This is a genomic window from Collinsella aerofaciens, from assembly GCF_040910245.1.
In the GTDB taxonomy this organism is placed as follows: Bacteria; Actinomycetota; Coriobacteriia; order Coriobacteriales; family Coriobacteriaceae; genus Collinsella.
In genome coordinates, this window is record NZ_JBDGAY010000005.1 from 63,057 (window position 1) to 87,864 (window position 24,808).

At 60.9% G+C, this 24,808-nt stretch carries 23 protein-coding genes; 18 read left to right on the forward strand and 5 right to left on the reverse strand.

Annotated features, from left to right (window positions below; translation table 11 throughout):
• Window positions 1-48 precede the first annotated feature (48 nt).
• Together AB5Z20_RS03155 and AB5Z20_RS03160 are read left to right on the forward strand one after the other, a co-directional pair.
• Window positions 49-339 (forward strand): helix-turn-helix domain-containing protein, encoded by a 291-nt coding sequence (locus AB5Z20_RS03155; RefSeq protein WP_368156212.1) that lies wholly within the window; start codon window positions 49-51, stop codon window positions 337-339.
• A gap of 33 nt (window positions 340-372) precedes the next feature.
• Entirely contained in the window at window positions 373-1,239 is an 867-nt protein-coding gene (locus AB5Z20_RS03160; RefSeq protein ID WP_368156240.1) for a HipA domain-containing protein, read from the forward strand.
• Window positions 1,240-1,435: 196 nt separating this feature from the next.
• Here AB5Z20_RS03160 and AB5Z20_RS03165 read toward each other — a convergent pair whose 3' ends face one another.
• Window positions 1,436-1,873 (reverse strand): universal stress protein, encoded by a 438-nt coding sequence (locus tag AB5Z20_RS03165; protein WP_055285548.1) that lies wholly within the window; start codon window positions 1,871-1,873, stop codon window positions 1,436-1,438.
• Window positions 1,874-2,122: 249 nt separating this feature from the next.
• Between AB5Z20_RS03165 and AB5Z20_RS03170 the strand changes: the two genes are divergently transcribed.
• Entirely contained in the window at window positions 2,123-3,103 is a 981-nt protein-coding gene (locus AB5Z20_RS03170; protein ID WP_368149191.1) for an undecaprenyl-diphosphate phosphatase, read from the forward strand.
• A gap of 195 nt (window positions 3,104-3,298) precedes the next feature.
• Here AB5Z20_RS03170 and AB5Z20_RS03175 read toward each other — a convergent pair whose 3' ends face one another.
• On the reverse strand, window positions 3,299-4,297 hold the full coding sequence (locus tag AB5Z20_RS03175) for a C-terminal binding protein (protein WP_368149189.1): 999 nt from the start codon (window positions 4,295-4,297) through the stop codon (window positions 3,299-3,301).
• A 274-nt stretch (window positions 4,298-4,571) separates the two neighbouring features.
• Between AB5Z20_RS03175 and AB5Z20_RS03180 the strand changes: the two genes are divergently transcribed.
• Window positions 4,572-7,472 carry an ATP-dependent helicase gene (locus AB5Z20_RS03180; RefSeq protein WP_368130816.1) on the forward strand — a complete coding sequence of 967 codons (2,901 nt, stop codon included), beginning with the start codon at window positions 4,572-4,574 and terminating at the stop codon, window positions 7,470-7,472.
• Window positions 7,473-7,750: 278 nt separating this feature from the next.
• On the opposite strand, the gene manA is transcribed toward AB5Z20_RS03180, so the two are convergent.
• Together manA and AB5Z20_RS03190 are read right to left on the reverse strand one after the other, a co-directional pair.
• Window positions 7,751-8,689 carry a mannose-6-phosphate isomerase, class I gene (gene manA, locus AB5Z20_RS03185; protein ID WP_368130815.1) on the reverse strand — a complete coding sequence of 313 codons (939 nt, stop codon included), beginning with the start codon at window positions 8,687-8,689 and terminating at the stop codon, window positions 7,751-7,753.
• Between the two features lie 68 nt (window positions 8,690-8,757).
• Window positions 8,758-9,477 (reverse strand): GntR family transcriptional regulator, encoded by a 720-nt coding sequence (locus tag AB5Z20_RS03190; RefSeq protein ID WP_368130814.1) that lies wholly within the window; start codon window positions 9,475-9,477, stop codon window positions 8,758-8,760.
• Window positions 9,478-9,780: 303 nt separating this feature from the next.
• Between AB5Z20_RS03190 and AB5Z20_RS03195 the strand changes: the two genes are divergently transcribed.
• From AB5Z20_RS03195 to nhaA, 7 genes are all read left to right on the forward strand, one after another.
• Window positions 9,781-11,181, forward strand: coding sequence for a glycoside hydrolase family 1 protein (locus tag AB5Z20_RS03195; RefSeq protein WP_368130813.1), 1,401 nt, complete (start codon window positions 9,781-9,783; stop codon window positions 11,179-11,181).
• A gap of 120 nt (window positions 11,182-11,301) precedes the next feature.
• Window positions 11,302-12,645 carry a PTS sugar transporter subunit IIC gene (locus AB5Z20_RS03200; protein WP_270224979.1) on the forward strand — a complete coding sequence of 448 codons (1,344 nt, stop codon included), beginning with the start codon at window positions 11,302-11,304 and terminating at the stop codon, window positions 12,643-12,645.
• A gap of 161 nt (window positions 12,646-12,806) precedes the next feature.
• Window positions 12,807-13,109: a PTS sugar transporter subunit IIB gene (locus AB5Z20_RS03205; RefSeq protein ID WP_035137700.1), complete on the forward strand. Its 303-nt coding sequence runs from the start codon at window positions 12,807-12,809 to the stop codon at window positions 13,107-13,109.
• A gap of 9 nt (window positions 13,110-13,118) precedes the next feature.
• Entirely contained in the window at window positions 13,119-13,451 is a 333-nt protein-coding gene (locus tag AB5Z20_RS03210) for a PTS lactose/cellobiose transporter subunit IIA (protein WP_197736861.1), read from the forward strand.
• 241 nt (window positions 13,452-13,692) lie between these two features.
• On the forward strand, window positions 13,693-14,646 hold the full coding sequence (locus tag AB5Z20_RS03215; RefSeq protein WP_368130811.1) for an ROK family protein: 954 nt from the start codon (window positions 13,693-13,695) through the stop codon (window positions 14,644-14,646).
• Window positions 14,647-14,812: 166 nt separating this feature from the next.
• Window positions 14,813-15,736, forward strand: a complete 924-nt coding sequence (locus AB5Z20_RS03220) for a manganese-dependent inorganic pyrophosphatase (RefSeq protein WP_118226883.1) — start codon at window positions 14,813-14,815, stop codon at window positions 15,734-15,736.
• 267 nt (window positions 15,737-16,003) lie between these two features.
• The gene (gene nhaA, locus AB5Z20_RS03225; protein ID WP_368130810.1) at window positions 16,004-17,362 is read left to right on the forward strand and encodes a Na+/H+ antiporter NhaA; all 1,359 of its coding nucleotides are present in this window, start codon (window positions 16,004-16,006) and stop codon (window positions 17,360-17,362) included.
• An 86-nt stretch (window positions 17,363-17,448) separates the two neighbouring features.
• On the opposite strand, the gene AB5Z20_RS03230 is transcribed toward nhaA, so the two are convergent.
• Window positions 17,449-17,703, reverse strand: coding sequence for a hypothetical protein (locus tag AB5Z20_RS03230; RefSeq protein ID WP_022093864.1), 255 nt, complete (start codon window positions 17,701-17,703; stop codon window positions 17,449-17,451).
• A gap of 150 nt (window positions 17,704-17,853) precedes the next feature.
• On the opposite strand from AB5Z20_RS03230, the gene AB5Z20_RS03235 reads away from it, so the two are divergent.
• The 7 genes from AB5Z20_RS03235 (at window position 17,854) to AB5Z20_RS03265 (ending at window position 24,779) form a co-directional block, all read left to right on the forward strand.
• Window positions 17,854-19,158 carry an aminotransferase class I/II-fold pyridoxal phosphate-dependent enzyme gene (locus tag AB5Z20_RS03235; RefSeq protein ID WP_022093863.1) on the forward strand — a complete coding sequence of 435 codons (1,305 nt, stop codon included), beginning with the start codon at window positions 17,854-17,856 and terminating at the stop codon, window positions 19,156-19,158.
• A gap of 51 nt (window positions 19,159-19,209) precedes the next feature.
• Window positions 19,210-19,524: an STAS domain-containing protein gene (locus tag AB5Z20_RS03240; RefSeq protein WP_035137695.1), complete on the forward strand. Its 315-nt coding sequence runs from the start codon at window positions 19,210-19,212 to the stop codon at window positions 19,522-19,524.
• A gap of 153 nt (window positions 19,525-19,677) precedes the next feature.
• Window positions 19,678-20,238 (forward strand): twin-arginine translocase TatA/TatE family subunit, encoded by a 561-nt coding sequence (locus tag AB5Z20_RS03245; protein WP_368149188.1) that lies wholly within the window; start codon window positions 19,678-19,680, stop codon window positions 20,236-20,238.
• Window positions 20,238-21,029: a twin-arginine translocase subunit TatC gene (tatC, locus tag AB5Z20_RS03250; RefSeq protein WP_055285525.1), complete on the forward strand. Its 792-nt coding sequence runs from the start codon at window positions 20,238-20,240 to the stop codon at window positions 21,027-21,029. The genes AB5Z20_RS03245 and tatC overlap by 1 nt, the downstream gene beginning before the upstream one ends.
• 6 nt (window positions 21,030-21,035) lie before the next feature.
• Complete coding sequence (gene hypA, locus AB5Z20_RS03255; RefSeq protein ID WP_117769919.1) at window positions 21,036-21,392, forward strand: hydrogenase maturation nickel metallochaperone HypA; 357 nt, start codon at window positions 21,036-21,038, stop codon at window positions 21,390-21,392.
• A 54-nt stretch (window positions 21,393-21,446) separates the two neighbouring features.
• A complete protein-coding gene (hypB, locus tag AB5Z20_RS03260; RefSeq protein ID WP_368156213.1) occupies window positions 21,447-22,130 on the forward strand; it encodes a hydrogenase nickel incorporation protein HypB in 684 nt (227 codons plus the stop codon).
• Between the two features lie 54 nt (window positions 22,131-22,184).
• Complete coding sequence (locus AB5Z20_RS03265) at window positions 22,185-24,779, forward strand: DNA topoisomerase I (RefSeq protein WP_368156214.1); 2,595 nt, start codon at window positions 22,185-22,187, stop codon at window positions 24,777-24,779.
• The last annotated feature ends 29 nt before the right edge of the window (window positions 24,780-24,808 follow it).

The following is a 24,808-nucleotide window of genomic DNA, read 5'->3' on the forward strand; positions in this document are numbered from 1 at the left end:
CTACAGGTTTATACTATGTTCACGAACAGGAATATAGCTGGAGGCGTCATGAGAACGGTGACAACGATTAAAAAGCTGGATGGGCGCATCAAGCTCAAACCGTCGGAAGTCGCTTTCTCGGAGCGCACGGTTTTCGATCCCGCCGAGATAGGGAAGGCCCTTAGGCTCAGAAGGCGTGAGCTCGGCTTGACTCAACGTGACGTCGCGACTATGACGGGTCGCAGCCTTCGTGTGATCGGTGATATCGAACGGGGGCGGACAACGGTCGGAATTGGTGTCATTTTCGATTACGCCTCCATCGTGGATATTGATTTTATTCTGAAGGTGAGGGGGAAGTAATGGATGGCACGCTGTTCGTTCACCGTGAGTTTAATGGGTCTTACCAGCTGGTTGGCATACGCACCGGCGAAGGTCGGTCTCTACCATACGGGCGATGACCCATGTGGCGGATGGTACCTGCCTCATGGAGCGGCCCCATCTACGCACATTCTCAAAGCGGGGTCGAAAACGTTCCCAGGCGAGACGGTGTGTGAAGCGATGTGCGTGAGAGCCGCCTCCCTGATGGACCTGTCGGCCGAAGAGTGTTTTCTTATCCGAGTTGAGGATGCCGAGCCAATTATCGCCGTGAGACGATTTGACCGAGTAACGCCTGATGCCGGATGCTCGGTTGACGGATTGCCAATTCCATACCGTTTGCACCAGGAAGATGTTTGTCAGGCCAAGGGCATTTCGCGTGAGCTTAAATATGAGCCCACGGGCGTCAATTACCTGGGGCTTATCGTCGATGCGGTGCGAAGGGCGTCGACGAATCAAATGGAGGACAGGTTCCTTGTCGGCTATAACCAGCTGTTCGACTATGCCGTAGGTAACTGCGATAACCATCTAAAGAACTGGTCGCTCGTATGGGGCGAAAGTTGGAAGCAGGTGAGGTTGGCGCCGCTCTATGACGTGCTGTGCACAACGGTTTACCCCAGTCTCGTTCGTGAGATGGGCGTCTCGTTTGGTGGGAGCCGCAAGATTAACGACGTAACGCGCGGGTCGGTGATGAGCCAAATGATTGGGGCGGGTTTGCCCGGGGGAATTGTCGCCGGAATGATTGCTGATACCTGCAATGAGGTTCCAGACGCGCTAAGAGACGCCGCGCGCGGTCTCAAAGAAGAGGGTTTTCCCGAGGCGGAGGTAATGTTCGAGAAGATCATTCCAGAAGTGCAAGCTCGTCTAAGCAGGATCGCCTTATAACAAAAACGTGCCGCCCCAAACAAAAACGTGCCGCCCCAACCGGGGCGGCACGCTATCTTTTATCAGCCAACTCGTTGAAGTACGGTGACGAAGGCGCAAGGCCGGGAGGGGTTATCTAAGCCGACATCCCGCAGCCGCGAAGCGGCGAGGACGTCGGCGTGATAACCCCGCAGGCCTTGCGCCGACGGGAAGGAACCTACTTCACGACCAGAATGTCGCAGTCCGTATTGCGCAGCAGGAACGTCGAAATCGAGCCCAGTAGCGCGTACTTAATTGAGGACAGGCCGCGTGCGCCGCAGAGCACCAGATCGGGCTTGACCACGTCGAGCATCTCATCCTTGAGCGTCTCACGAATGCGGCCGGTGCGAATCATGACCTCGACCTCGGGAATGTCGGGATTGGCCTTGGCCTCCTCGAGTTGCTTGGCGATGGAGTTGTTAAAGGCCTCCTCCAAGCCGTTGACCAGGTCGACCGGATAGGAACCGGCGCTCTCGAGCGCGGTGGAGTCGATAACGTGGCCGATGATCAGCTTAGCGCCGTTGTTCGCGGCGACCTTGATGGCGCGTGCGAGCACAAAATCCTGCTGCTCAGTACCGTCGAGTGAAACAAATACCTTGGTATAGCCCTCGTTCATGGTTTCCTCCTTGGTCTATCGCACGGGCGCGGGGCTCGTGCGTCGGGCGGGCGCGGGCGCGTTGGCCGCCGGACACTTTATCTTGTTGCAGTTATACCCAAGGATTTCGGTTTGACCGCTCGCAATTCTGTGAACGGGCGAGTTTTTTGGTAAGGGTAGGCACAGGCGTGCCGCCAACGGTTGATAATGGGACATCGCCCGCACCGTCCGCAGAACATCTACCGGCGGGTGTCTAATGAGGGGGTCCCTTTGGATATCATCGAGCTTCTAAAATCTGCCTTCATGGGCCTGGTCGAGGGCATCACCGAATGGCTGCCTGTTTCGTCGACCGGTCACATGATCTTGGTGGACGAGTTCGTCAAGATGAACGTGAGCGAGACGTTCTGGAATATGTTCCTGGTTGTGATTCAGCTTGGTGCCATTTTGGCCGTCTGCGTCCTGTTCTTCCATGAGCTCGACCCGTTCTCGCCCAGCAAGGGCAAGGAGGGCCGTCGCGACACCTGGGTGCTGTGGGGCAAGATTGTGCTCGGCTGCATTCCCGCCGCGGCGATCGGTCTGCCGCTCAACGACTGGATGGAGGAGCATTTCTACAATGCTCCCGTCGTGGCGCTGGCGCTCATTGTGTACGGCGTACTGTTTATCGTGATTGAGAACTGGCGCGCGAGCAAGCGCGAGGAAATGGCCGTTGCCGGTTCGTTTGGTTCGCGTGCTGTGGTGGCGGGCGGACGTCCCGCCGGTGCGCACTTTGCGGCGCCCGCCGCGGCTACCGCTGAGGATGAGGACGATGACGAGAATTTGGACTTTGGCTCCATCGCCACGCTCGAGGACCTGAGTTGGAAGACTGCGCTGGGTATCGGCTGCTTCCAGGTGCTTTCGCTGGTGCCTGGTACGTCTCGTTCCGGTTCTACCATCATCGGTGGCCTGCTTTTGGGCTGCACGCGTTCGGTGGCGTCCAAGTTTACGTTCTTCCTGGCCATCCCTGTCATGTTTGGCGCGAGTGCGCTCAAACTGGTCAAGTACTTCATCAAGGGCGGTACGTTCGGCGCCAACGAGGTCGCAATCTTGGGCGTGGGCTGTGTTGTGGCCTTTGTGGTTTCGCTCATCGCCATCAAGTGGCTCATGGGCTTCGTCCGTCGTCACGACTTTAAGTGCTTCGGTGTTTACCGCATCATCCTGGGCATCGTAGTGCTCGCGTACTTCTTTGTCCTGGAGCCGATGCTCGGCCTCTAACTTAGTAGTCGCTCTGGCAGCCGCTCGCTGTCGTATTCGAATACGCGATATCTATCGGAGTTGCGGTGAAATAGGGATTAAAAGGCCTTGTTGAAGGCTCCAACAGTCCCTATTTCACCGCAACTTTTTTGGTGCATTGGGGTCAAGTTACTTTGCACCAACTTGGTACAGACAAACCCGACCTCTTTGCACTTATTATTCGGCCACGGTGTGCTTGGGCTTGCGGTTAAAGACGAGCTTGTCTACTACGGCCTGTAGCGACATGCGACGGACGGTGTCGTAGGCTTCCTGCGTGCTGTAGGCGCAATGGGGTGTGACGATGCAGCGCGGATGCGCGATCAGGGCCTGGTTGGGCGCGGTCTCGTCGGCGAGTACGTCGAGCGCGGCGCCGCAGATGCCGCGCGTGCCACCGCTGGCGATGCCCTCGTTCAACGCGGCGACCAGGGCATCCTCATCCACGATGGGCCCGCGGGCCGTGTTAATCAAAAATGCCGTGGGCTTCATGAGTGCAAGCTCGCGCTTGCCGATGAGTTTTTCGGTCTCTGGAATCAGGGGACAGTGCAGACTGACGATATCCGATGTGCCGAGTAACTCATCGAGCGTTTGTGCTTTGGCACAGCCTGCCGCAGCGAGCTCTTCTGCACTCTTGGTCGGCGCCCACACCAGCACCTTCATGCCAAGCGCTTGTGCGATGGGCGCCACGGCACGCGCGATGCTGCCAAAAAAGACAAGCCCCAGTGTGCGACCCTGCGTGCGGTGCATGGTATAACCGGCAAGTGGATTCCAAACGCCGTCACGCACATCGCGGTTAAGAAACGTAACTTGGCGCATCAGGTCAAGCATCAAAGCGATGGTGTGTTGAGCGACGTCGTCTGAGCAGTACCCAGGGCAGTTGGTGACGGTGATGCCATGAGAGGCTAGGAGTTCGACGGCAACGTGGTTAAGGCCGATAGACATGTTCGAGACAATGCGCATCCCCGTGGCGGCCATGGCGTCGGCACATGCATCATCGACGGGGCCGAACTCGCCGACAAAGCCCTCGCAGCCTGCCAGCTGCTCGACGGTGGGGCAGACATTGGGCTCGTGCGCGCAGCCCACCAGCTCAATCTGATCGCCACCTTCGATTGTGCCGAGCGCCGCCTGACCCGCCTCGGTCGAACCATCGACCATGTAATAGAGCACCCTATGCTTCACGGCAACCCTCCTGCCATGTGGGGACGGGGTAGAAATGGTAGACATTCTATCCCTCCGAGCCAATCGAAGTTGCGGTGGAATAGTTCCTGTTTGGGGGCCAGAAGGCTGGTTTCAGGAACTATTTCACCGCAACTTATTTGGTGATGCTTGGGTGGTGGTGGCGCACGGAGTCGTGGTGTGATTTGCGTCGGTGTCCGCGCGGCTCGGTATACTGGTACGGCTCAAACTATGGCGCCGCCCGCAGGCGCGCCGTCCGTCAGATGAGGAGTCGCCCATGACCCAGCCCCTGCCCTGGGAAAAGAACGCCGCGGTGCCCGTGCCGCCCGCGCCGGAACCCGTGCCGCTCGATGCATATGTTGCCCCTGCAGTGCCGGAGCCCGAGCTCGTCCCGCTTGACATCTATGACGCTCCCGCGCCGGCACCCAAACCCGCCAAGCCGCTCGTCGACATCGACAGCCTTAATCCCGCCCAGCGCGAGGCGGTCCTGACCACCGAGGGCCCGCTGCTGGTGCTCGCCGGCGCCGGCTCGGGCAAGACCCGCGTCTTGACCTTCCGCATCGCCCATATGCTCGGCGACCTGGGCGTTAAGCCCTGGCAGATTCTTGCCATCACGTTTACCAACAAGGCCGCGGCCGAGATGCGTGAGCGTCTGGCGGCACTCATCCCCAGCGGTACCCGCGGCATGTGGGTGTGCACCTTCCATGCCATGTGCGTTCGCATGCTGCGCGAGGACGCCGACCTGCTGGGCTACACCGGTCAGTTCACCATCTACGATGACGATGACTCAAAGCGCATGGTGCGTGACATTATGCAGGCGCTCGGTATCGAGCAAAAGCAGTTCCCCATCAACATGATCCGCAGCAAGATCAGCTCGGCCAAAAACGCCATGATCGGCCCCGGGGACATGCTCAAATCCGCCGATAGCCCCAACGACAAAAAGGCCGCGCAGGTCTACCTGGAGCTGGAACGCCGCCTGCGCGCCGCCAACGCGATGGACTTCGACGACCTGCTCGTGCGCACGCTCGAGCTGCTGCGCACCCGCCCTGAGGTGCTCGATAAGTACCAAGAGCGTTTCCGCTACATTAGCGTCGACGAGTATCAGGACACCAACCACGTCCAGTACGAGATCGCCAATCTATTGGCCGCCAAGTACCAAAATCTCATGGTCGTAGGCGACGATGATCAGTCCATTTATAGCTGGCGCGGCGCCGACATCACCAACATCCTGGACTTTGAGAAGGACTTTAAAAACTGCAAGACCGTCAAGCTGGAGCAGAACTACCGCTCCACGGGCCATATCCTGAGCGCCGCCAACGCCGTGGTTCGCCACAACTCGCAGCGCAAGGATAAGCGCCTGTTTACGGCCGAGGGCGATGGCGAGAAGATCCAGGCCTTCCAGGCGAGCGACGAGCGCGACGAGGGCCGCTGGATTGCCGGCGAGATCGAGAAACTGCATGCCAAAGGCACGAGCTACGACGACATCGCCGTGTTCTATCGCACCAACGCCCAGTCGCGTATTCTCGAAGATATGTTCCTGCGTGCGGGCGTGCCCTACAAAATCGTGGGTGGCACGCGATTCTTCGACCGTGCCGAGATCCGCGATGTCATGGCCTACCTCAAGATGATCGTGAACCCGGCCGACGAGATGAGCGTCAAGCGCGTCATCAACACGCCGCGCCGCGGCATCGGCTCCACCTCGATTCAAAAGATTGAGCAGCTGGCACGCGACAACCGCTGCTCGTTCTTTCAGGCCTGCGAGATCGCAACAGCCGAGACAGGCATGTTTAGCGCCAAGGTGCGTAACGGCCTGTCGAGCTTTGTGTCGCTGGTGCGCGAGGGTCGTCGCATGGACGGCGAGCTCAAGGACGTCGTCGAGATGATTGTCGACAAGACGGGCCTGCTGCAGGCCTTCCGCGCCGAGGGCACCATGGAGTCCGAGAGCCGCGCCGAGAACATCCAGGAATTCCTGGGCGTCGCCGCCGAATTTGAGGAGACGCACGAGGATATCGAGGGTACGCTCGAGAGCCTAGAAGAGCTGCGCGCTGCCGGTGTTGCCGATGTGCCTGTCAGCGCCGAGCCCGAGCCCGTCGTGGTGAGTGCGCCCGCGCCCGAGCCGGGACCGTCCGCCCCGGCATCCTCGTTTGAGGCGCTGGTCGGCGCTCGCGACGCCGCTGGTTCCAACCCGCTCGATAGCCTAGCCGCTCCGGCGCTGTCTCCGCAGGATGCCCTGGCCGCCGCCATCGCGGGTAACGCCTATGCCGCGCCGACGGAGATGCCGGCGGGTGCCGTGCATGCCGACGAGATCGAGCGCACCTACGGTCCGCTTACCTGCAAGGCACTGCCGGCTCTCATGGAGTGGCTTGCCCTGCGCTCCGACTTGGATTCTTTGGCAGGCGAGACGCATGCCATCACCATGATGACCATCCACTCAGCCAAGGGCCTGGAGTTCCCGGCGGTGTTCGTGGCCGGCATGGAGGAGGGCATCTTCCCGCACGTGCACGACTTTGGCGGCAGCGATGATCCGGGCAAGCTCGAGGAGGAGCGTCGCCTGGCCTACGTCGCCATCACGCGCGCCCGTAAACGCCTGTTCTTGACCTATGCTGCCACGCGTCGCACCTACGGCTCGACTTCTGCCAACCCGCGCTCGCGCTTCCTCAACGAGATTCCGTTTGAGGATATCGAGTTTAGCGGCATCGGTTCTGCCGGTTTTGAGGGCACGGGCTGGGAGAAACGCGGCGACCGTCACGGCACCTTTGGCTCGGGTATGGGCTCGGATATGTACGGCGGCAAGGTGTTCGGTTCGCATACGCGCTCGACCGGCGGTTCCGGTTCGCGCGGCGGATCGAGCTTTGACGACTTCTTTGGTGGCAGCAGCTATGGGACCGAGCGCCATCGTGGAGTCTCGCCCGACGCCGGCCGTGTTGCCTCGACCTTTGGCTCGGGTGCGCCGCGAGCCAAAAAGCCGTCATCTAAGGTGTCGCCGACAGTGGAGCGCAAGGTCGATCGCGCTAGCGCGTCGCAGGACTTTGCCGCAGGCGATACCGTGAGCCACAAGACCTTTGGCACGGGCACCGTGATCTCGGTCGCCGGAGACATGATCGAGGTTCAATTTGAAAAGACCGGCCAGACCAAAAAGCTAATGAAAGGTTTTGCACCGATCGTCAAGCTGTCGTGATCCCGGCGGACCTGGGCGGGCGTATGGGGCAACATCGCCTGCTCGGGCAGTCCTGCGCAAGACGGAGAGCACATTAAGTGCTCTCCTTTGCGTGCGGAACTCGCGATCGATGTTGCCCCATACGCCCGCCCAGGTCCTTGGGTAACGTTGCTTGCGAACGTCGCTCTGCTCGTCCGCTTTTTTGATCTGGAGAGCCGGGTGGGCTGATATATATGGATAAGGGGCCCTCCGCTGGTGGACGGGGGAGCCCCTTGTTGCGTTTTGGTTGTTGTTGCGACCTAGAGGTGGCTGATGATCAGTTCCATCTTGCCTTCGAGGTCGATGGAGCTGACGGTGTTCGGGGCCAGCAGGTGGCTTCCCTTGTGGACGGGGTCGCCGCAGACGGTGCCTTCGCCGTCGATGACCGACAGGCACATGAAGGGCCAGCGCTGGTCGAGGGTCTTGCTGCCGTTGACGCGCACGCGATCGACGGTGTAGCAGGGGTTGGACTCGAGCTCGGTCACGCCGTCCACCTCGGGCGCGGTCACCGTGCCGTCGGTCGGAGCCTGAGCATCAAAGTCGATGCAGTCGAGGCTCTGCTCAATGTGCAGCGGGCGCAGCTTTCCGTCGGTGCCGGGACGGTCGTAGTCGTACAGGCGATACGTCACGTCGCTCGACTGCTGCGTCTCCAAAATGAGCGTGCCGGTCTTGATGGCATGCACGGTACCGGAGTCGATCTGGAAAAAGTCTCCCTTGTGAATCGGCAGCACGTTGAGCATCTCGTCCCAACGGCCCTCCTCGATCATCTGTGCAGCCTCGGCGCGGTCATGCGCGCGCTGGCCGACGATGATCGTGGCACCGGGCTCGCAGTCCAGTACATACCAGCACTCGGTTTTGCCCAGGCTGCCGTTCTCGTGCTCGGCGGCGTACTCGTCGTTGGGATGAATCTGGATTGAAAGGTCGTCCTTGGCATCCAGAATCTTAATGAGCAGCGGGAACTCCTTGCCCTCGCAATTGCCAAAGAGCTCGCGGTGCTCGGCCCACAGCCATGAAAGCGTGTGGCCTGCATACGGGCCCTCCGCAATCTGGCAGTCACCGTTGGGATGGGCCGAGATGGCCCAGCACTCACCGATGGGACCTTCGGGAATGTCGTAACCAAATACGGTTTCGAGCTGGCGGCCACCCCAGATTTTCTCGTGGAAGATCGGCGTCAGTTTAATCAAATCGGACATATTCATACCCCCATCATGTTGCGCGGGCGTTGCACAAAACAGCTCAAAACGAGCGCCCGCGTGACTACAAAAACCTATGCCAACGTTACGTTGTGCAGCTCAAAGCGGTCGCCAACGTTGCGCGAGACCGAATACTCAAAGGCGGCGCCGCTGTCCAAAAAACCAATCTGGGTGAGCTCGAGCAGGGGAGAGCCAAGTTTGGTGTCCAGACGCTCGGCTTCTTCCTCGGTTGCTGCCACGGCGCGAATGGTACGGTGGAAGCTCGAAATCTTTAGCCCGCATTGCTCGCGGATGAAGCGGTAGACCGATCCGTACAGGTCCTTCTTTTTAAGGCCTGGAATCAGCTCGAGGGGCATGTAGGTGTACTCGATAACGATGGGCTTCTCATCGGCCTGACGCACGCGCACGACGTGATAGGCAAAGTCATCCTCGGCAATTCCCAGCTGGGCTGCGATGTCCGCCGGTGGATTAACGATCGAGAAATCGTAGACCACCGAGGTCACCTTCTCCCCGCGATGCTCATACGAAAAACCCTGGGCACGGTCGTTTTTGCCCTGGAAAAACGCCTGGCCGGGAAGTCCCGCCGTGTCCTTAACGTAGGTACCCGATCCGCGTCGGCTGGTAATAAGACCTTCCTCGGTGATTTGTTCAATAGCTCGTTTGACGGTGATTTTTGAAACGCTATAGAGCTCGCAGAACTCAACGACGGTGGGAAGCTTGTCGCCCGGTTTAAGAGCGCCATCCCCAATACTTCGACGAATATCTGCAGCTATCGCCTCGTATTTGGGAATCAAGGAACCTCCTTTCCGACATATATCAATACGCAAGTAAGTATAACCCTTAACAAGGCACCCATATAACCTTTATCTAAGAAGCTCGAGAAAGAAAAAAGAAAAAGACGCTTTACTTTTAGAATTAGAGCGCTATAGTTTAAGCAACGAACGGAATCTTTCCGCAGAACAGGATCGACCGTTTGGGGACGGTTTTGTTTTGGCGGGTTGGATATCGGTATGACCGGTGCGCGCCCGCGCCGGATAACCTGCCAAAGCAAACCCGTCTCCAACCGGAAGCTCTAGAACACGAAAGCGAGGACTTTGATGGCACAGTATCAGCTGCCCAACGACTTCTTCTTTGGTGCTGCTATGTCCGGCCCGCAGACTGAGGGTCAGTGGAACCAGGGCGGCAAGCTCGAGAACCTGTGGGACACCTGGTCCATCCAGGATCTGGGCTCGTTCTACAACTGCGTTGGCTCTTACGCCGGCAATGACTTTATGGCCAAGTACCAGGAAGACCTTCGCATTTTGAAGGACTTGGGCCTGGATACCTATCGCACTTCCATCCAGTGGAGCCGTCTGCTCGATGCCGACGGCAACCTCAACGAGGAAGGCGCCGCGTGGTATCACGAGTTGTTCCGCGCCTCTCGCGAAGCCGGCCTGGAGCCGTTTGTCAACTTGTACCACTTTGACATGCCCACCTACCTTTTTAACCGTGGCGGCTGGGAGAGCCGTGAGGTTGTCGAGGCTTACGCACATTACGCCGACGTCGCCTTCCACGAGTTTGGCCAGGAGATTAAGTACTGGTTCACCTTTAACGAGCCCATCGTCGAGCCCGAGCAGCGCTATCAGGAGGGCGTGTGGTTCCCGCAGCTCCACGACTTCAACCGCGCCCGCACCGTGCAGTATCACATCTCGCTGGCGCACGCGCTGGCCGTGGCCAACTATCGTCGCGCCTATGACGAGGGCGCTATTCGCGCCGATGCCAAGATCGGCATGATCAACTGCTTTACCCCGGTCTACACCAAGGAGAACCCCAGCGAGGCGGACCTCGAGGCCGTGCGCATGACCAGCGGCATCAACAACCGCTGGTGGCTCGACCTCATCACCAAGGGCGAGCTTCCTGCCGACGTGCTCGACAGCCTGGCCGAGGGCGGCGTTAAGCTCCCGTTCCGCGCCGGCGACCAAGAGATCCTCAAGCAGGGTGTTGTCGACTGGCTCGGCTGCAACTACTACCACCCCACGCGTGTTCAGGCGCCGGCGAGCAAGGTCGACCAGTACGGCCTGCCGCACTTTGCCGACGAGTACGTATGGCCCGACGCCGTTATGAACGAGAGCCGCGGCTGGGAGATCTACCCGCAGGGCCTCTACGACTTTGGCATGGACTGCGCTAAGAACTACCCCGATCTTGAGTGGTTCGTTTCCGAGAACGGCATCGGCATCATGGACGAATACAAGAACCGTGACGCCGAAGGAACCATCCAGGATGACTACCGCGTCGACTTTGTACGTCAGCACCTGGAGTGGGTGGCCAAGGCCATCGACGAGGGCGCCAAGTGCCGGGGCTATCACTACTGGGCCGTCATCGATAACTGGTCTTGGGCCAATGCCTTTAAGAATCGTTACGGCTTTGTCGAGGTCGATCTCATGGACGGCTATAAGCGCCGTCTTAAGAAGTCGGCGGCCTGGCTCAAACAGGTCGCCACGACCCACGTGGTTGATTAGCGACCGGGCGAACGCCCAGACCGCGCGCCGCCGCGCGCAACACATGGCACATCTGGTGGCAGAGGGCGACAGACCACCGTGCGCATAGGAAAAGGCCGGATTTGAAAGTTAGGAGCAATCATGGCCAGTGACAACGGAAAGAGCTTCCTCGACAAGTTTGCCGAGGTCTCTGCGAAGGTGGGAAACCAGGTTCACCTGCGTTCCCTGCGTGACGCCTTCGCGACCATCACGCCGCTCTATATCCTTGCGGGTATCGCGGTTCTTATTAACAACGTCGTGTTCCCTCTGTTCCCGCTCGATGCGGCGGGCCTTGCCAACCTTCAGACGTGGGGCTCGGCAATTACGCTGGGCACCCTCAACGTCTCTGCCATTATCTTGGCCGGATTGATTGGCTACAGCCTCGCCAAGAACAAGCGTTTCGATAACCCGCTCGCTTGCGTGGTCGTCGCCATCTCTGCCTTCGTCATCATGATGCCGCAGCAGATCACCGCCTCGCTTGCCGCCACGAGCCCACTGCTCACCGACAAGATCACCTCCACCGAGGTCACGGGCGCCCTTTCGACTGCCAACACCGGCACCAACGGTCTGTTCTCGGCTATTATCATCGCCCTGCTTTCCGTCTCGCTCTTCATCAAGATTTCTGGCGTCGAGAAGCTCAAGGTTAAGCTGGGCGAGGGCGTGCCTCCCGCGGTCTCCAACTCCTTCAACGTCATGATTCCGATGCTGCTTAACCTCGCGGTCTTCGCTCTTGCCGCAGCCCTGCTCGCCGTGTGCGCCGGCACCGATCTGTGCACCATCATCTCCACGTGCATCTCCAACCCGCTCAAGAGCATCATGAACGCCGGTCCGTGGGCTGTTATCCTCATCTACACCCTTGCTAACCTGCTGTTCTGCGTCGGTATTCACCAGTCCACCATCTCTGGCGCTACCGTCGAGCCGATCCTGACCATGCTCATCGTCGACAACATGGCTACCTTTGCCGCCGGTGGCACCATCCAGCCCGATCACTACATGAACATGCAGATCGTTAACAGCTTCGCCCTCATCGGCGGCTCGGGCTGCACCCTCATGCTCCTGCTCGACACGCTCCTGTTCTCCAAGAACAAGGCTTCCGAGACCGTTTCCAAGATGGCTATCCTGCCTGGTCTGTTCAACATCAACGAGCCGGTTATCTACGGTTACCCCATCGTGTACAACCTGCCGCTCATGATCCCGTTCGTTCTTCTTCCCGATCTGTTCATCGGCATCACCTATGGCCTTACCTGCGCAGGCATCATCAGCCCCTGCATCGCCCAGGTGCCCTGGACCATGCCTCCCGTCATCAATGCCCTGCTCGCTACGGGCTTTGACTGGCGCGCCGGCGTGTGGCAGGCTATCGAGATTGTCATTGGCATGGCCGTCTACCTGCCCTTTATGAAGATTTCCGAGAAGGCAATCGCCAAGCAGGAGGCTTTCGCCGAGTAGAACGCCTAACGTTCGTCCCTTTCACCTTTGCGGGCGCCGGTACGCGGTGCCGGTGCCCGCAGCTCTCTCCCTTGTGTAAAGATGCAGGGGGGTGGGCACAATAGCCGCAAGGAATAAAACCAGTTGTCGTCTGCGCGCCGCGCAGTTATAAGGAGGAAACCATGAAGAAGATCATGCTCTGCTGCAATGCCGGTATGTCCACGAGCCTGCTGGTCCAGAAGATGCAGGCCGAGGTTGCAAACCGTGGTCTGGATATTGAGGTCGAGGCTCGTCCCATGAACGAGGCCCACGATCACCTGGACGAGTGCGACATGTTGCTGCTTGGTCCGCAGATCGGCTACACCAAGGGCGATTTTGAGAAGGAGGCCGCCGGCCGCTTCCCGGTCGAGGTTATCAACATGGTCGACTACGGCCGCATGAACGCTGCCGGCATCATCGACCACTGCGTCAGCGTGATGGGCTAGGTGCTCTGCATGGAGGATATGAACGAACTGCAGATGACCTGCTTTGAGATCATCAGCTACGTCGGTACCGCCAAGAGCATGTACATCAATGCCGTGCAAAAGGCCAAGGAGGGCGATTTTGACGCCGCCGAGGAGCTTATCAAGCAGGGCGACGAGGCCTATAACGGTGGCCACGATGTTCACATGGGGCTTCTGAAGAAGGAGGCCAACGGCGAGCGTAACGGCGAGGCCCCGTTGATTTTGCTGCATGCCGAGGACCAGATGGCCGGCACCGAGACCATGCGCGTCATGGCGACGGAGCTCATCGAGGTTCACAAGCAGCTGCAGGCACTTCAGGCCTAGTCGGCGTTATCGCCGCGACGGACCGTGCGGTCCAACAGACAACATAGTCCCTTTGACGGGCGCCGGGAGCCTCCGCCTCCCGGCGCCTTTATTTTTGGGGATGGTCTTGCGCGGCCTGTTGGGCAGCCAATTGCGTTACCCCAGATAAAACCTGCCAAAACAAACCTGTCTCTTTTTGGTAGGTTTTTGCCTTGGGAGCGGTACCATACAGGCAATGTTTAAACGAGAAAGGTGGGCTCTCATGGAACCTAAGCAGTACTACATCGGCATTGACGTCGGCGGCACTTCGGTTAAGGAGGGTCTGTTCGACGAGGACGGTAACCTGCTGGCCAAGGCCAGTGTGCCCACGCCTCCCATCGTTGACGCCGCAGGCTTTGCCGCGGTGACCGAGGCTATCGACCAGGTGGTCGCCAAGGCGCAGATTCCGCGCGCCTTTGTGGCAGGCATTGGCCTGGCCGTTCCGTGCCCCATCCCGGCGTCGGGCGATGCCAAAGTCAAGGCCAACATTGCCATTAACCTGCCCGAGCTGAGGATCGCCATTCAAAAGCACTGCCCCGATGCGGTCGTTAAGTATGAGAACGATGCCAACGCCGCTGCCATGGGCGAGGCCTGGCTCGGCTCTGCCAAGGGCGTACAGAACGTGGTGATGGTCACCATCGGTACCGGTGTGGGCGGCGGCGTTATCGTTAACGGCGACGTGGTATCGGGCGTTGTGGGTGCTGGCGGTGAGATTGGCCACATGTGCCTGAACCCGGCTGAGGAGCGCACCTGCGGCTGTGGCGGCCATGGCCATCTGGAGCAGTATTCCAGCGCCACTGGCGTGGTGAGCGACTACCTTGCTGAGTGCAAGAAGGCGGGCGTCGAGCCCATCGAGCTCACCGGGCCTTCTGATTCCAAGGACGTGTTCCAGGCCTGCCGCGAGGGTGACAAGCTCGCGCTGGCAGCTGCCGATACCATGGCCGACTATCTCGGCCGTGCCCTGGCGCTTATTGCTAACGTGGTTGACCCCGAGATGTTCCTGATCGGTGGCGGCGCGTCCGCTTCGGCCGATGTCTACCTCGACAAGGTCCGCGAGCACTTCCAGCGCTACGCGCTTTCCGCCTCGCGCGAGACGCCCATCAAGGTCGCTTCGCTCGGCAACGACGCCGGCATCATCGGCGCCGCCTACGTAGCCCTGCGCGCCGCCGGTAAATAGCTGGTGCAAGGGGGTCAGGTTACTTTGCACCAACACGGTGCAAAAGGGACAGTCTTGGCCCCCATGCCTGCCCCAAAATATGCCGTGACCCTTCCGTCTGCGAAGGCTCGGCATCGGCGTGCTACCATAGCTACGTCCAAGTACACATATCAAGTGGAGGATATCCATGGCAAACGTTCTTGTCTTTGGTCACCAGAACCCCGATAACGACGCCATCATGAGCGCCGTCGTCCTGTCCCAGCTGCTCAACCAGGTTGAGTATGCCGGCAACACCTACGAGGCCTGCGCCCTTGGTCAGCTTCCGGCCGAGTCCGCCAAGCTGCTCGCCGACGCCGGCATCGCCGAGCCCCGCGTGATCGAGTCCGTCGAGGCCGGTCAGCTCGTCGTCCTCACCGACCACAACGAGTCTGCCCAGTCCGTCGCCGGCCTTAAGGACGCCACGGTCTTTGGCGTTGTCGATCATCACCGCATCGGCGACTTCGAGACCGCCGGCCCGCTGCACTACATCTGCCTGCCCTGGGGCTCCAGCTGCACCATCGTCACCAAGCTCGCCGGCGTGCTCGGCGTTGAGCTTTCCGACGTCCAGGCTAAGCTGCTGCTCTCGGCCATGATGACCGACACGCTCATGCTCAAGAGCCCCACCACCACCGATGTCGACCGTGCCGTCGCCGCCAAGCTCGGCGAGCAGGTGGGCGTCGACCCGGTCAAGTTTGGCATGGAGGTCTTCCTCACCCGTCCGTCCGGCTCCTTCACCGCAGCCGAGATGGTCGGCAACGACATCAAGATGTTTGAGCCCGCCGGCAAGAAGCTGCTCATCGGCCAGTACGAGACCGTCGACAAGACCCGTGCGCTCGGCATGATCGACGAGATTCGCGAGGCCATGCGCGCCTACGCCGCCGAGAAGGGTGCCGACGGCATTGTCCTGTGCATCACCGACATCATGGAGGAGGGCTCGCAGGTCCTGCTCGAGGGCGAGACCGAGGCCGCTCAGAAGGGCCTGGGCATTGCCGACGAGCACGACGGCGTCTGGATGCCGGGCGTCCTCTCCCGTAAGAAGCAGGTCGCTGCCCCCATCATGGCCGCCTGCTAGGTTTAGTTGACCAAACGCCACGACCGGATCGCGGACGCCCCGCGCTCCGGTCGTTTTTTGTGCACGGCTCCGCGTCGTCTCTTGGACAGGCGTGCCCGCGCCGTTGAGCAAATAATGTTCAACCTGTGGTTCCGCTTTTCGGCCACGCCTGCGTGCTTGTCGTGCAGGGTAGGCTAGATGCAAGCGTAATACGTTAGAGCGCGGCGCCGCCACTTGGGCGGGCCGTGCTTTTTTAAGACGGGAACCTTCCCGTGAAAGGAGCCGCCCATGGCAGCACCCGAGCAGCTGTTCAACGTTCGTGAGCGCAAGCGTTTTGAGCGCCACGACATTTGGGAGCGCATCGCCGAGAACGGCACGATTTCCGCCGCCGTCATGGTCTTCGCCGCCATCGCCGCCGTCATTTGCGCCAACACCGATGCCTACGAGGCTATCCATCACTTTTTGGAGACCCCGCTGTATGTGGGTCTGGGCAACCTGACGGCCGGTCTCACCGTCGAGCTTTTCGTCAACGACTTCCTCATGGCGATCTTCTTTTTACTCGTGGGCATTGAGCTTAAGTACGAGATGACAGTTGGCGAGCTCAAGAACCCGCGCCAGGCCATGCTTCCCATGCTGGCGGCCGTGGGCGGCGTCGTCGTTCCCGCCTGCATCTACCTGATCTTTAACCATGCCGGCGCCCGCAACGGTTGGGCCATCCCCATGGCAACCGATATTGCCTTTGCGCTGGGCGTGCTGTCGCTTTTGGGCAATCGCGTGCCCAACGGCGTGCGCGTGTTCTTCTCGACGCTTGCCATCGCCGACGACCTCATCTCCATCGCCGCCATCGCCATTTTCTACGGTCAGAGCCCCAATCCGTTTTGGTTGGGCGCCGCCGCGCTTGTGACCTGCGCGCTCGTGTGGCTCAACAAGACGCAGCATTACCGCCTTGCCCCGTATTCGGTACTGGGCCTGCTGCTGTGGTTCTGCATGTTCAAGAGCGGCGTGCACGCTACGCTCGCCGGCGTCATCCTGGCCTTCACCATTCCGGCCAAGTGCGGCGTTAAGCTCGATAGCCTCACCGATTGGTTGGGCGAGTGCCTGCCGCTGCTCGATGACCGCTACGACGACGAGGCACACATCCTGGGCCAGCATGACTTTACCGTCTCGACCACCAAGGTCGAGCGCGTCATGCACCGCGTGACCCCGCCGCTCATCCGCATGGAGCGTCTGATCTCCACGCCGGTCAACTTTGTGATCCTGCCGATCTTTGCGTTCGTGAACGCGCAGGTTCGCCTAGTGGGCGTGGATATGAGCACGTTGCTCACCGACCCGGTGACGCTCGGCGTGTACTTTGGCATGCTGCTGGGCAAGCCGATCGGCATCTTTGGCATGACGTTTGCCCTGGTTAAGTTTAGGGTCTGTGAGCTGCCGCACAATGTCAACTGGCACATGATTGCCGGTGTGGGCATTCTGGGCGGTATCGGCTTTACCATGTCGATCCTCATCAGTGGCCTTGCCTTCCCGACGGCTCAGTTTGAGGTTCTGGCTGCCAAGGCCGCTATTCTTGCCGGTTCGGTCACCGCGGCCGTGCTCGGCATGATCTACATGAGCGTGGTCCGCAAGCATCCCGCGCCCAAGGGCGAGTAAAAGCACATACAAGTTTGAAAACGCCGCCTGTGAACACCATCGCAAGCGGCGTTTTAGTCATTGGGGACGTTCTTAAATGACTAGGGCTATTCCACGGTGCCGTAGACGGCGCCCCAGCCGTGGGCGGCCAAGGCGGAGTTGAGCTGGTCGCAAAGCGATTGGCGGTCGTAGTAGCCGGGCGGCAAAAGGTTGACGATTTCCATGAGGTCGGGCGCGAGGTCCAAGATCTCGGCCTGCACGATCAGATCCAGGCGGTCGATGGCGTGGCGGTCGTAAAATAGTCCGTCGACCAGGCGCTGCAGGTCGCCGAATTCTTCGGCCTGGAACGATCCGTACTCCATAGTGCCTCCTTGGGCGCCCCACGCCGGCATGCGCGGCGATTCGTAATTTATTGCGATGTACTTAATCTATCACGGCTTCATAACGTTGCGGCGGTGGCGGTCTATACTTAGACGAACTGCAACGTACCGCTTCGCGAAAGGTCGCACCCCATGCAGACGATCTACCAGAAGATGGAAACCACCGAACTCGATGCCGCCATCGAGGCGCTCAAAGCCGAGGTCGCCGAGGTCAAGGCCAAGGGCCTGGCGCTCGACATGGCGCGCGGCAAGCCGTCGCCCTCCCAGGTGGACATCTCGCGCCCCATGCTCGATATCCTCAATGCCGACGCCGATCTGCACGACGGCAACGTCGATTGTTCCAACTACGGCTGTTTTGAGGGCATTCCCTCGGCACGCAAGTTGGCAGGGGAGTTCCTGGGCTGTCCCGCCGAGCAGACGCTCGTACTGGGTTCGTCGAGCCTGCTGATTGAGCACGACATCGCCGGCATGTTCTGGCGTTGCGGCTCGTGCGGCAGCGAGCCTTGGGAGGCTTACGAGGCCGCGCACGACGGCAAGAAGGTCAAGTTCCTGTGTCCCGTTCCCGGCTACGATCGCCACTTTGGCATCACCGCCGACTTGGGCATCGAGAACGTCCCCGTCGCGATGACCGACAACGGCCCCGACATGGACGAGGTCGAGCGCCTCGTTGCCGCCGACGATTCCATCAAGGGTATCTGGTGCGTGCCCAAGTATTCCAACCCCACGGGCATCACCTTTAGCGAGGACACTGTGCGCCGTCTGGTCGAGATGCCCACGGCCGCGCCCGATTTCCGCATCTTCTGGGACAACGCCTACTGCGTGCACGACCTGTACGACGAGACCGACGAGCTCGCAAACATCTTTGACCTCGCTCGCGCGGCGGGCACCGAGGACCGCGTGGTGGCCTTTGCCTCGACGTCCAAGATCACCTTCCCGGGCGCCGGCATCGGCTTTATCGGTGCGAGCCCCGCGGTCATCGCCGAGTTCTCCAAGCGCCTGAAGGCCGGCCTCATCAGCGCCGACAAGCTCAACCAGCTGCGTCACGTGCGCTTCCTTCCCACCATCGAGGCGGTCAAGGAGCACATGAAAAAGCATGCCGAGTTCCTGCGTCCGCGCTTTGAGGCCGTCGAGCGCAAGCTCACCGAGGGCTTGGGCGACACGGGCTGTGCTACCTGGACGCACCCCCGCGGCGGCTACTTTGTAAGCTTCGATGGTCCCGAGGGCTCGGCCCAGAAGGTCGCCGCGCTTTGTGCCGACCTGGGCGTCAAGCTCACGCCGGCCGGTGCCACCTGGCCCTATGGCAAGGACCCGCGCGACACCAACATCCGCATCGCGCCGAGCTATCCCACGGTCGAGGACCTGGAGGCCGCGCTCGATGTGCTGGTGCTGGCCGTTAAGCTCGTCGCTGCCGAGCTTGCGCGTGCCGAGCGCGCCTAACGCGCGGCTTCCCGTACTATCCGCACTTTCGATACGTAAAGGAGCATATACATGGATTTGGGTATTTCCACCAACCCCACGCCAGAGCTCTACACCATTAAGGTAACCGGCGAGATCGATATCTCTAACGCCGATAGCCTGCGTAATGCTATCGACCTGGCGCTCGAGCAGCCCACCGAGGCCGTTGAGCTCGATTTTGCCCAGGTGAGCTACATTGATTCGACGGGCATTGGCGTGCTCGTGGGCGCCGCACACCACGCGGTCGACCACGGCAAGCGCTTTAGCTGCACCAATGTGCAGCCCCCGGTGATGCGCGTGGTTCAGCTGTTGGGTGTCGACCAGGAGATTTCGATCACCGCGGCATAGTCTTTGCTCCCAAAAGGGCGTGCCGTTTGGCATATGTTTGTGATGCGCTCGGACGTTTTGGCGTCCGGGCGCTATACTTGACCGAATGAATAGACGAGTTCCGGCCGAATGGCGCGGTGCGGGCTCGACTCACATCGAGCCTTGGAGGTATGTGTGTTTGGTATTGGAGAGGGTGAGCTCGCGATCATCGTGGTCTTCGGCTTTTTGCTGTTTGGCCCGGATAAGCTCCCGCAGATGGGCCGCACGATCGGCCGTGCCATCCGTCAGTTCCGCGAGACGCAGGAAAAGATGACGGCCGTTGTTCAGTCCGAGATTATCGATCCGGTGAGCGAGGCCGCGTCGGCTCCGGTCAAGCCCAAGAAGGCTGCCGTCGACGACGATTCCGATGCGGACGAGGATGCCGCCGAGACGGCAGCGCCCGCCAAGAAGGAGACCTTTGCCGAGCGTCGCGCCCGCCTTGCCGCCGAGAAGGCTGCAAGCGAGGGTGCTGCTGAGGGCGAGGGCGCCGAGCCTGCCGCTGCTGCCGATACCGCCGTCGAGCCCGAGCCCGAGCCTGCTGCAGAGCCCGAGCCGGAGCCGGCAGAGCCCACGACGGCTGATCTCTATGCCCGTCGCCCCCGCAAGCGCAAGGCCGTCGTCGACCAGCTCGCCCGCGAGCTCGAGGCCGAGGACGACGCCGCTGCCGCCGCTGCCCCGAAGGGAGGCGATGAGTAATGCCTATCGGACCTGCGCGTATGCCGCTCTTCGATCACCTGGGAGAGCTCCGTCGCCGCCTGACCATCGTGGTCGTCTCGGTGTTTGCCGCAGCTATCGTGTTGTATTTCGCCACGCCCGTGGTGCTCGACATCCTGGAAGACCCCATCCGCTCCTTTGTGCCGGATGGCAAGTTCTACATCACCACCACACTCGGCGGCTTTGGCTTGCGCTTCTCGCTGGCCATCAAGATGGCCGTGGTCATGTGCACGCCCATGATTATCTGGCAGATTCTGGCGTTTTTCCTGCCGGCGCTTCGCCCCAACGAGCGCAAGTGGGTCGTGCCCACGGTGCTCGCCTCGACGGTGCTGTTCTTCCTGGGCGCAATCTTTTGCTACTTCATCATCATTCCCGCGGGCTTTGAGTGGCTCATCGGCGAGACCTCGGCCGTCGCTACGGCGCTGCCCGACCTGGAGAACTACGTCAACATGGAGCTGCTCTTTATGATCGGCTTTGGTGTGGCGTTTGAGCTGCCGCTCATCATCTTCTACCTGTCCGTTTTCCACATCGTGTCCTACGCGGCCTTCCGCAGCGCCTGGCGCTACGTGTACGTAGGCCTGCTCGTGGGTTCGGCTGTGATCACGCCCGACGGCTCGCCCGTCACCCTGGGCCTTATGTACGGCGCCCTGCTCTCGCTCTACGAGATTTCGCTTGCCATTGCCCGTGTGGTCATTACCGCGCGCGAGGGCAAGGAGGGCCTGTTTGTGAGCCGTCTGGACCTGTTCTCGGACGATGAGGACGACGAGGAGTAAATCGGTATGCACGAGGTTGGCATTGTCAACGGCATACTCGATACAGTGATTCGCGCGGCGCGTGGGGCGGGGGCCTCGCGCGCCGTTTTGGTAACGCTGCGTATCGGGGATATGACCGAGGTCGTGCGCGAGGCGCTCGACTTTGCCTGGGAGACGTTTCGCGACGAGGACCCGCTCACGCGCGGCTGCGAGCTTGCCGTGGAGGAGGTCCATCCACAAAGCGAGTGCCTGGACTGCGGCGAGGTCTTTGATCACGACCGTTTCCATTGTCGCTGTCCCCAGTGTGGCGGCTCCAACGTGCGTCTGCTGCACGGCCGCGAACTCGACATCGCAAGTATCGAGATCGAGACCCCCGACGATTAGCCCGCCAGCAACCTGGGGACGGGGTATAAATGGTAGAAGTAAGGAGCGCCGAGTATGGCCGAGAAAACGATTGATATCGCGTCGCCGATCCTGTCGCGCAACGAGCGCCTGGCAGATCAGCTGCGTCAGCGATTTAATGAGACAAACACCTACGTGATCAACGTCTTGTCGAGCCCCGGCTCGGGTAAGACAACAACGATTCTGGGCACCAACGAGCGCCTGCGCGACAAGGCCGGCTTGCGCTGCGCCGTCATCGAGGGCGACATCGCCTCGGACGTCGACGCCATCACCATGAAGGAAGCCGGCATGCCTGCCATCCAGATCAACACGGACGGCCTGTGCCACCTCGAGGGCAACATGATCATGGAGGCCGTTGACGCGTTCGACCAGGCCGTGGGTCTGGAAAACATCGACGTCATCTTTATCGAAAACGTGGGTAACCTGGTCTGCCCAGTCGACTTTGACCTGGGCGAAAACCTGTCCATCATGATTCTCTCGGTGCCCGAGGGCGACGACAAGCCCATCAAGTACCCGGGCATCTTTCAGCACGCCGGCGCGCAGCTGCTCAACAAGGTCGATGTGGCCCCGGCTTTCGATTTTGACATGGATAGGTATACTAAGACACTCGATGACCTCAATCCGCAGGCGCCGCGGTTTGCCGTGAGCGCGCGCAAGGGCGAGGGCATGGATGCCTGGTGCGATTGGCTCATCGGGCAGATTGAGCAAGCAAGGGCGTAAGTCGGCCGCCATACGGGCGGGCGTAGCCGCAGAGATACGAGATAGGAGCCTCTTTTGAAGCTCATCATCGCCGAGAAAAACGACGCCGCGCGTCAGATTGCCGAGCGTCTGTCCACGGGCAAGCCCAAAAAGGACAAGGTGTACAACACCGCCATCTACCGTTTTGAGTGGAAGGGCGAGGAGTGCGTGACCATCGGCCTTGCCGGTCACATCCTAGCGCCCGATTTTTGCGACAGCGTGCTGTTCGATAAAAAGCTGGGCTGGTATTCGGTCACCGAGGACGGCGAGATGCTGCCGGCCGACATACCCGATGGCCTGGCGCGTCCGCCCTACGACACCAAGCGCAAGCCGTTTCTTGCCGATGGCATCTCAATCAAGGGCTGGAAACTCGAGAGCCTGCCTTACCTCACCTGGGCGCCCGTCATTAAGCTACCGGCCGAGAAGGAACTCATTCGTTCGCTCAAGAACCTCGCCAAGAAGTCCGACAGTGTCATCATCGCCACGGACTTCGATCGCGAGGGCGAGCTGATCGGTTCGGACGCCCTCAACAAGGTGCGCGAGGTTGCGCCCGACCTGCCGGTCGCCCGCGCCCAGTATTCTTCGTTTACCAAGGCCGAGATCACGCAGGCCTTCGATAATCTCGTCTCGCTCGACCAGAATCTGGCCGACGCCGGCGAGAGCCGCCAGCACATCGACCTCATTTGGGGTGCGGTGCTCACGCGCTACCTGACGCTCGCCAAGTTTGGCGGCTTTGGTAACGTGCGCTCTGCCGGCCGTGTGCAGACGCCGACGCTTGCCCTGGTGGTCGAGCGCGAGCGCGAGCGCATGGCGTTTGTGCCCGAGGACTATTGGCAGATCCGCGGCATGGGCGCCGCACAGGGTGCTGCCGAGGACGACCGCTTTAAGATTGCGCACAAGACGGCGCGCTTTACCGACAAGGATGCTGCTGAGGCGGCGTACGGCCACGTTGACGGCGTTGCGACGGCAACCGTCGCCGCGGTGACCAAGCGTTCGCGCAAGCAGCAGCCGCCCACGCCGTTTGCGACCACCTCGCTGCAGGCTGCCGCCGCAGCCGAGGGCATCTCACCTGCGCGTACCATGCGCATCGCCGAGTCCCTCTACATGGCCGGTCTCATCAGCTACCCGCGTGTCGACAATACCGTGTACCCTGCGACGCTCGATCTGGGCGCCGTGGTGAGCGACCTTGCAAAGATCAACCCGGCGCTGGCGCCCGTGTGCAAAAAGGTGCTCGCCGGCCCCATGAAGCCCACGCGCGGCAAAGTCGAAACCACCGACCACCCGCCTATCTATCCCACGGGCGAGGGCGATCCGTCCGCGCTCGACGGTGGCCAGCGCAAGCTCTACGACCTCATCGCTCGTCGCTTCCTGGCAACGCTCATGGGTCCCGCGACCATCGAGAACACCAAGCTCGAGCTCGACGTCAATGGTGAGCCGTTCGTGGCTTCGGGCGATGTGCTCGTGACCCCGGGTTTCCGTGAGGCGTATCCGTATGGACTCAAGCGCGACGAGCAGATGCCGCCGCTGGAGCAGGGCGATGCGGTCGACGTGTTCGACATTAAGCTCGAGGCCAAGCAGACCGAGCCGCCCGCACGCTACAGCCAGGGCAAGCTCGTGCAGGAGATGGAAAAGCGCGGCCTGGGCACCAAGTCCACGCGCGCGAGCATCATCGAGCGCCTGTACGCCGTGCGCTATCTCAAAAACGATCCCGTGGAGCCGAGCCAGCTGGGCATCGCCATCATCGATGCACTGTCGCAGTTTGCCCCGCGCATCACGAGCCCCGATATGACCAGCGAGCTCGACGGCGACATGACCCGCGTGGAGCGCGGCGAGGACACCGAAGAGCATGTCGTGACGCACTCGCGCGCGCTGCTGGCCGGTGTGCTCGACGAGCTGCTCAAGCATACGCAGGAACTGGGCGATGCTATCAGCGACGCCGTCACGGCCGATGCGCGCGTGGGCGCCTGCCCCAAGTGCGGCAAGGACTTGGTTATGAAGACGAGCGCCAAGACCCGCGGCAGCTTTATCGGCTGCATGGGCTGGCCCGACTGCGATGTGACCTATCCGGTGCCGAGCGGCGTCAAGGTGAGCCCGCTCGAGGGCGAGGCTGCTGTGTGCCCCGAATGCGGTGCGCCGCGCATTAAGTGCCAGCCGTTCCGCCAAAAGGCTTTCGAGATTTGCGTGAACCCCACATGCCCCACCAACTACGAGCCCGACCTTAAGGTGGGCGAGTGCAAGGTGTGCGCCGAGGCAGGACGCCATGGCGACCTGATCGCACACAAGAGCGAGAAGAGCGGCAAGCGCTTTATCCGCTGCACCAACTATGACGACTGCGGCGTGAGCTATCCGCTGCCGGCGCGTGGCAAGCTCGAGGCGACGGGCGAGACCTGCCCCGAGTGCGGCGCCCCCATCGTGGTGGTCAACACCGCGCGCGGCCCGTGGCGCATCTGCGTGAACATGGACTGCCCGACCAAGGAGAAGAAGCCCGCCCGCGGCCGCAAGACTACGACCAAGGCGAGCACGGCCAAGAAGGCGACGGCGGCCAAGAAGACGACGGCCAAGAAAGCAACTGCCGCCAAGAAGACGACCGCGAAGAAGTCGACTACCAAGAAAGCAGCCGCCGACAAGTAACGGCGCAGTCGAAACATTGCCCAAAAAAA

Bases quoted from the DNA above. Each gene is read 5' to 3' on its own strand.
- AB5Z20_RS03155 (WP_368156212.1), top strand. From the start codon at position 49: ATGAGAACGGTGACAACGATTAAAAAGCTGGATGGGCGCATCAAGCTC.
- AB5Z20_RS03160 (WP_368156240.1), top strand. From the start codon at position 373: ATGGGTCTTACCAGCTGGTTGGCATACGCACCGGCGAAGGTCGGTCTC.
- AB5Z20_RS03165 (WP_055285548.1), bottom strand. From the start codon at position 1,873: ATGAACGAGGGCTATACCAAGGTATTTGTTTCACTCGACGGTACTGAG.
- AB5Z20_RS03180 (WP_368130816.1), top strand. From the start codon at position 4,572: ATGACCCAGCCCCTGCCCTGGGAAAAGAACGCCGCGGTGCCCGTGCCG.
- manA (WP_368130815.1), bottom strand. From the start codon at position 8,689: ATGAATATGTCCGATTTGATTAAACTGACGCCGATCTTCCACGAGAAA.
- AB5Z20_RS03195 (WP_368130813.1), top strand. From the start codon at position 9,781: ATGGCACAGTATCAGCTGCCCAACGACTTCTTCTTTGGTGCTGCTATG.
- AB5Z20_RS03200 (WP_270224979.1), top strand. From the start codon at position 11,302: ATGGCCAGTGACAACGGAAAGAGCTTCCTCGACAAGTTTGCCGAGGTC.
- AB5Z20_RS03205 (WP_035137700.1), top strand. From the start codon at position 12,807: ATGAAGAAGATCATGCTCTGCTGCAATGCCGGTATGTCCACGAGCCTG.
- AB5Z20_RS03210 (WP_197736861.1), top strand. From the start codon at position 13,119: ATGGAGGATATGAACGAACTGCAGATGACCTGCTTTGAGATCATCAGC.
- AB5Z20_RS03215 (WP_368130811.1), top strand. From the start codon at position 13,693: ATGGAACCTAAGCAGTACTACATCGGCATTGACGTCGGCGGCACTTCG.
- AB5Z20_RS03220 (WP_118226883.1), top strand. From the start codon at position 14,813: ATGGCAAACGTTCTTGTCTTTGGTCACCAGAACCCCGATAACGACGCC.
- nhaA (WP_368130810.1), top strand. From the start codon at position 16,004: ATGGCAGCACCCGAGCAGCTGTTCAACGTTCGTGAGCGCAAGCGTTTT.
- AB5Z20_RS03230 (WP_022093864.1), bottom strand. From the start codon at position 17,703: ATGGAGTACGGATCGTTCCAGGCCGAAGAATTCGGCGACCTGCAGCGC.
- AB5Z20_RS03235 (WP_022093863.1), top strand. From the start codon at position 17,854: ATGCAGACGATCTACCAGAAGATGGAAACCACCGAACTCGATGCCGCC.
- AB5Z20_RS03240 (WP_035137695.1), top strand. From the start codon at position 19,210: ATGGATTTGGGTATTTCCACCAACCCCACGCCAGAGCTCTACACCATT.
- tatC (WP_055285525.1), top strand. From the start codon at position 20,238: ATGCCTATCGGACCTGCGCGTATGCCGCTCTTCGATCACCTGGGAGAG.
- hypA (WP_117769919.1), top strand. From the start codon at position 21,036: ATGCACGAGGTTGGCATTGTCAACGGCATACTCGATACAGTGATTCGC.
- hypB (WP_368156213.1), top strand. From the start codon at position 21,447: ATGGCCGAGAAAACGATTGATATCGCGTCGCCGATCCTGTCGCGCAAC.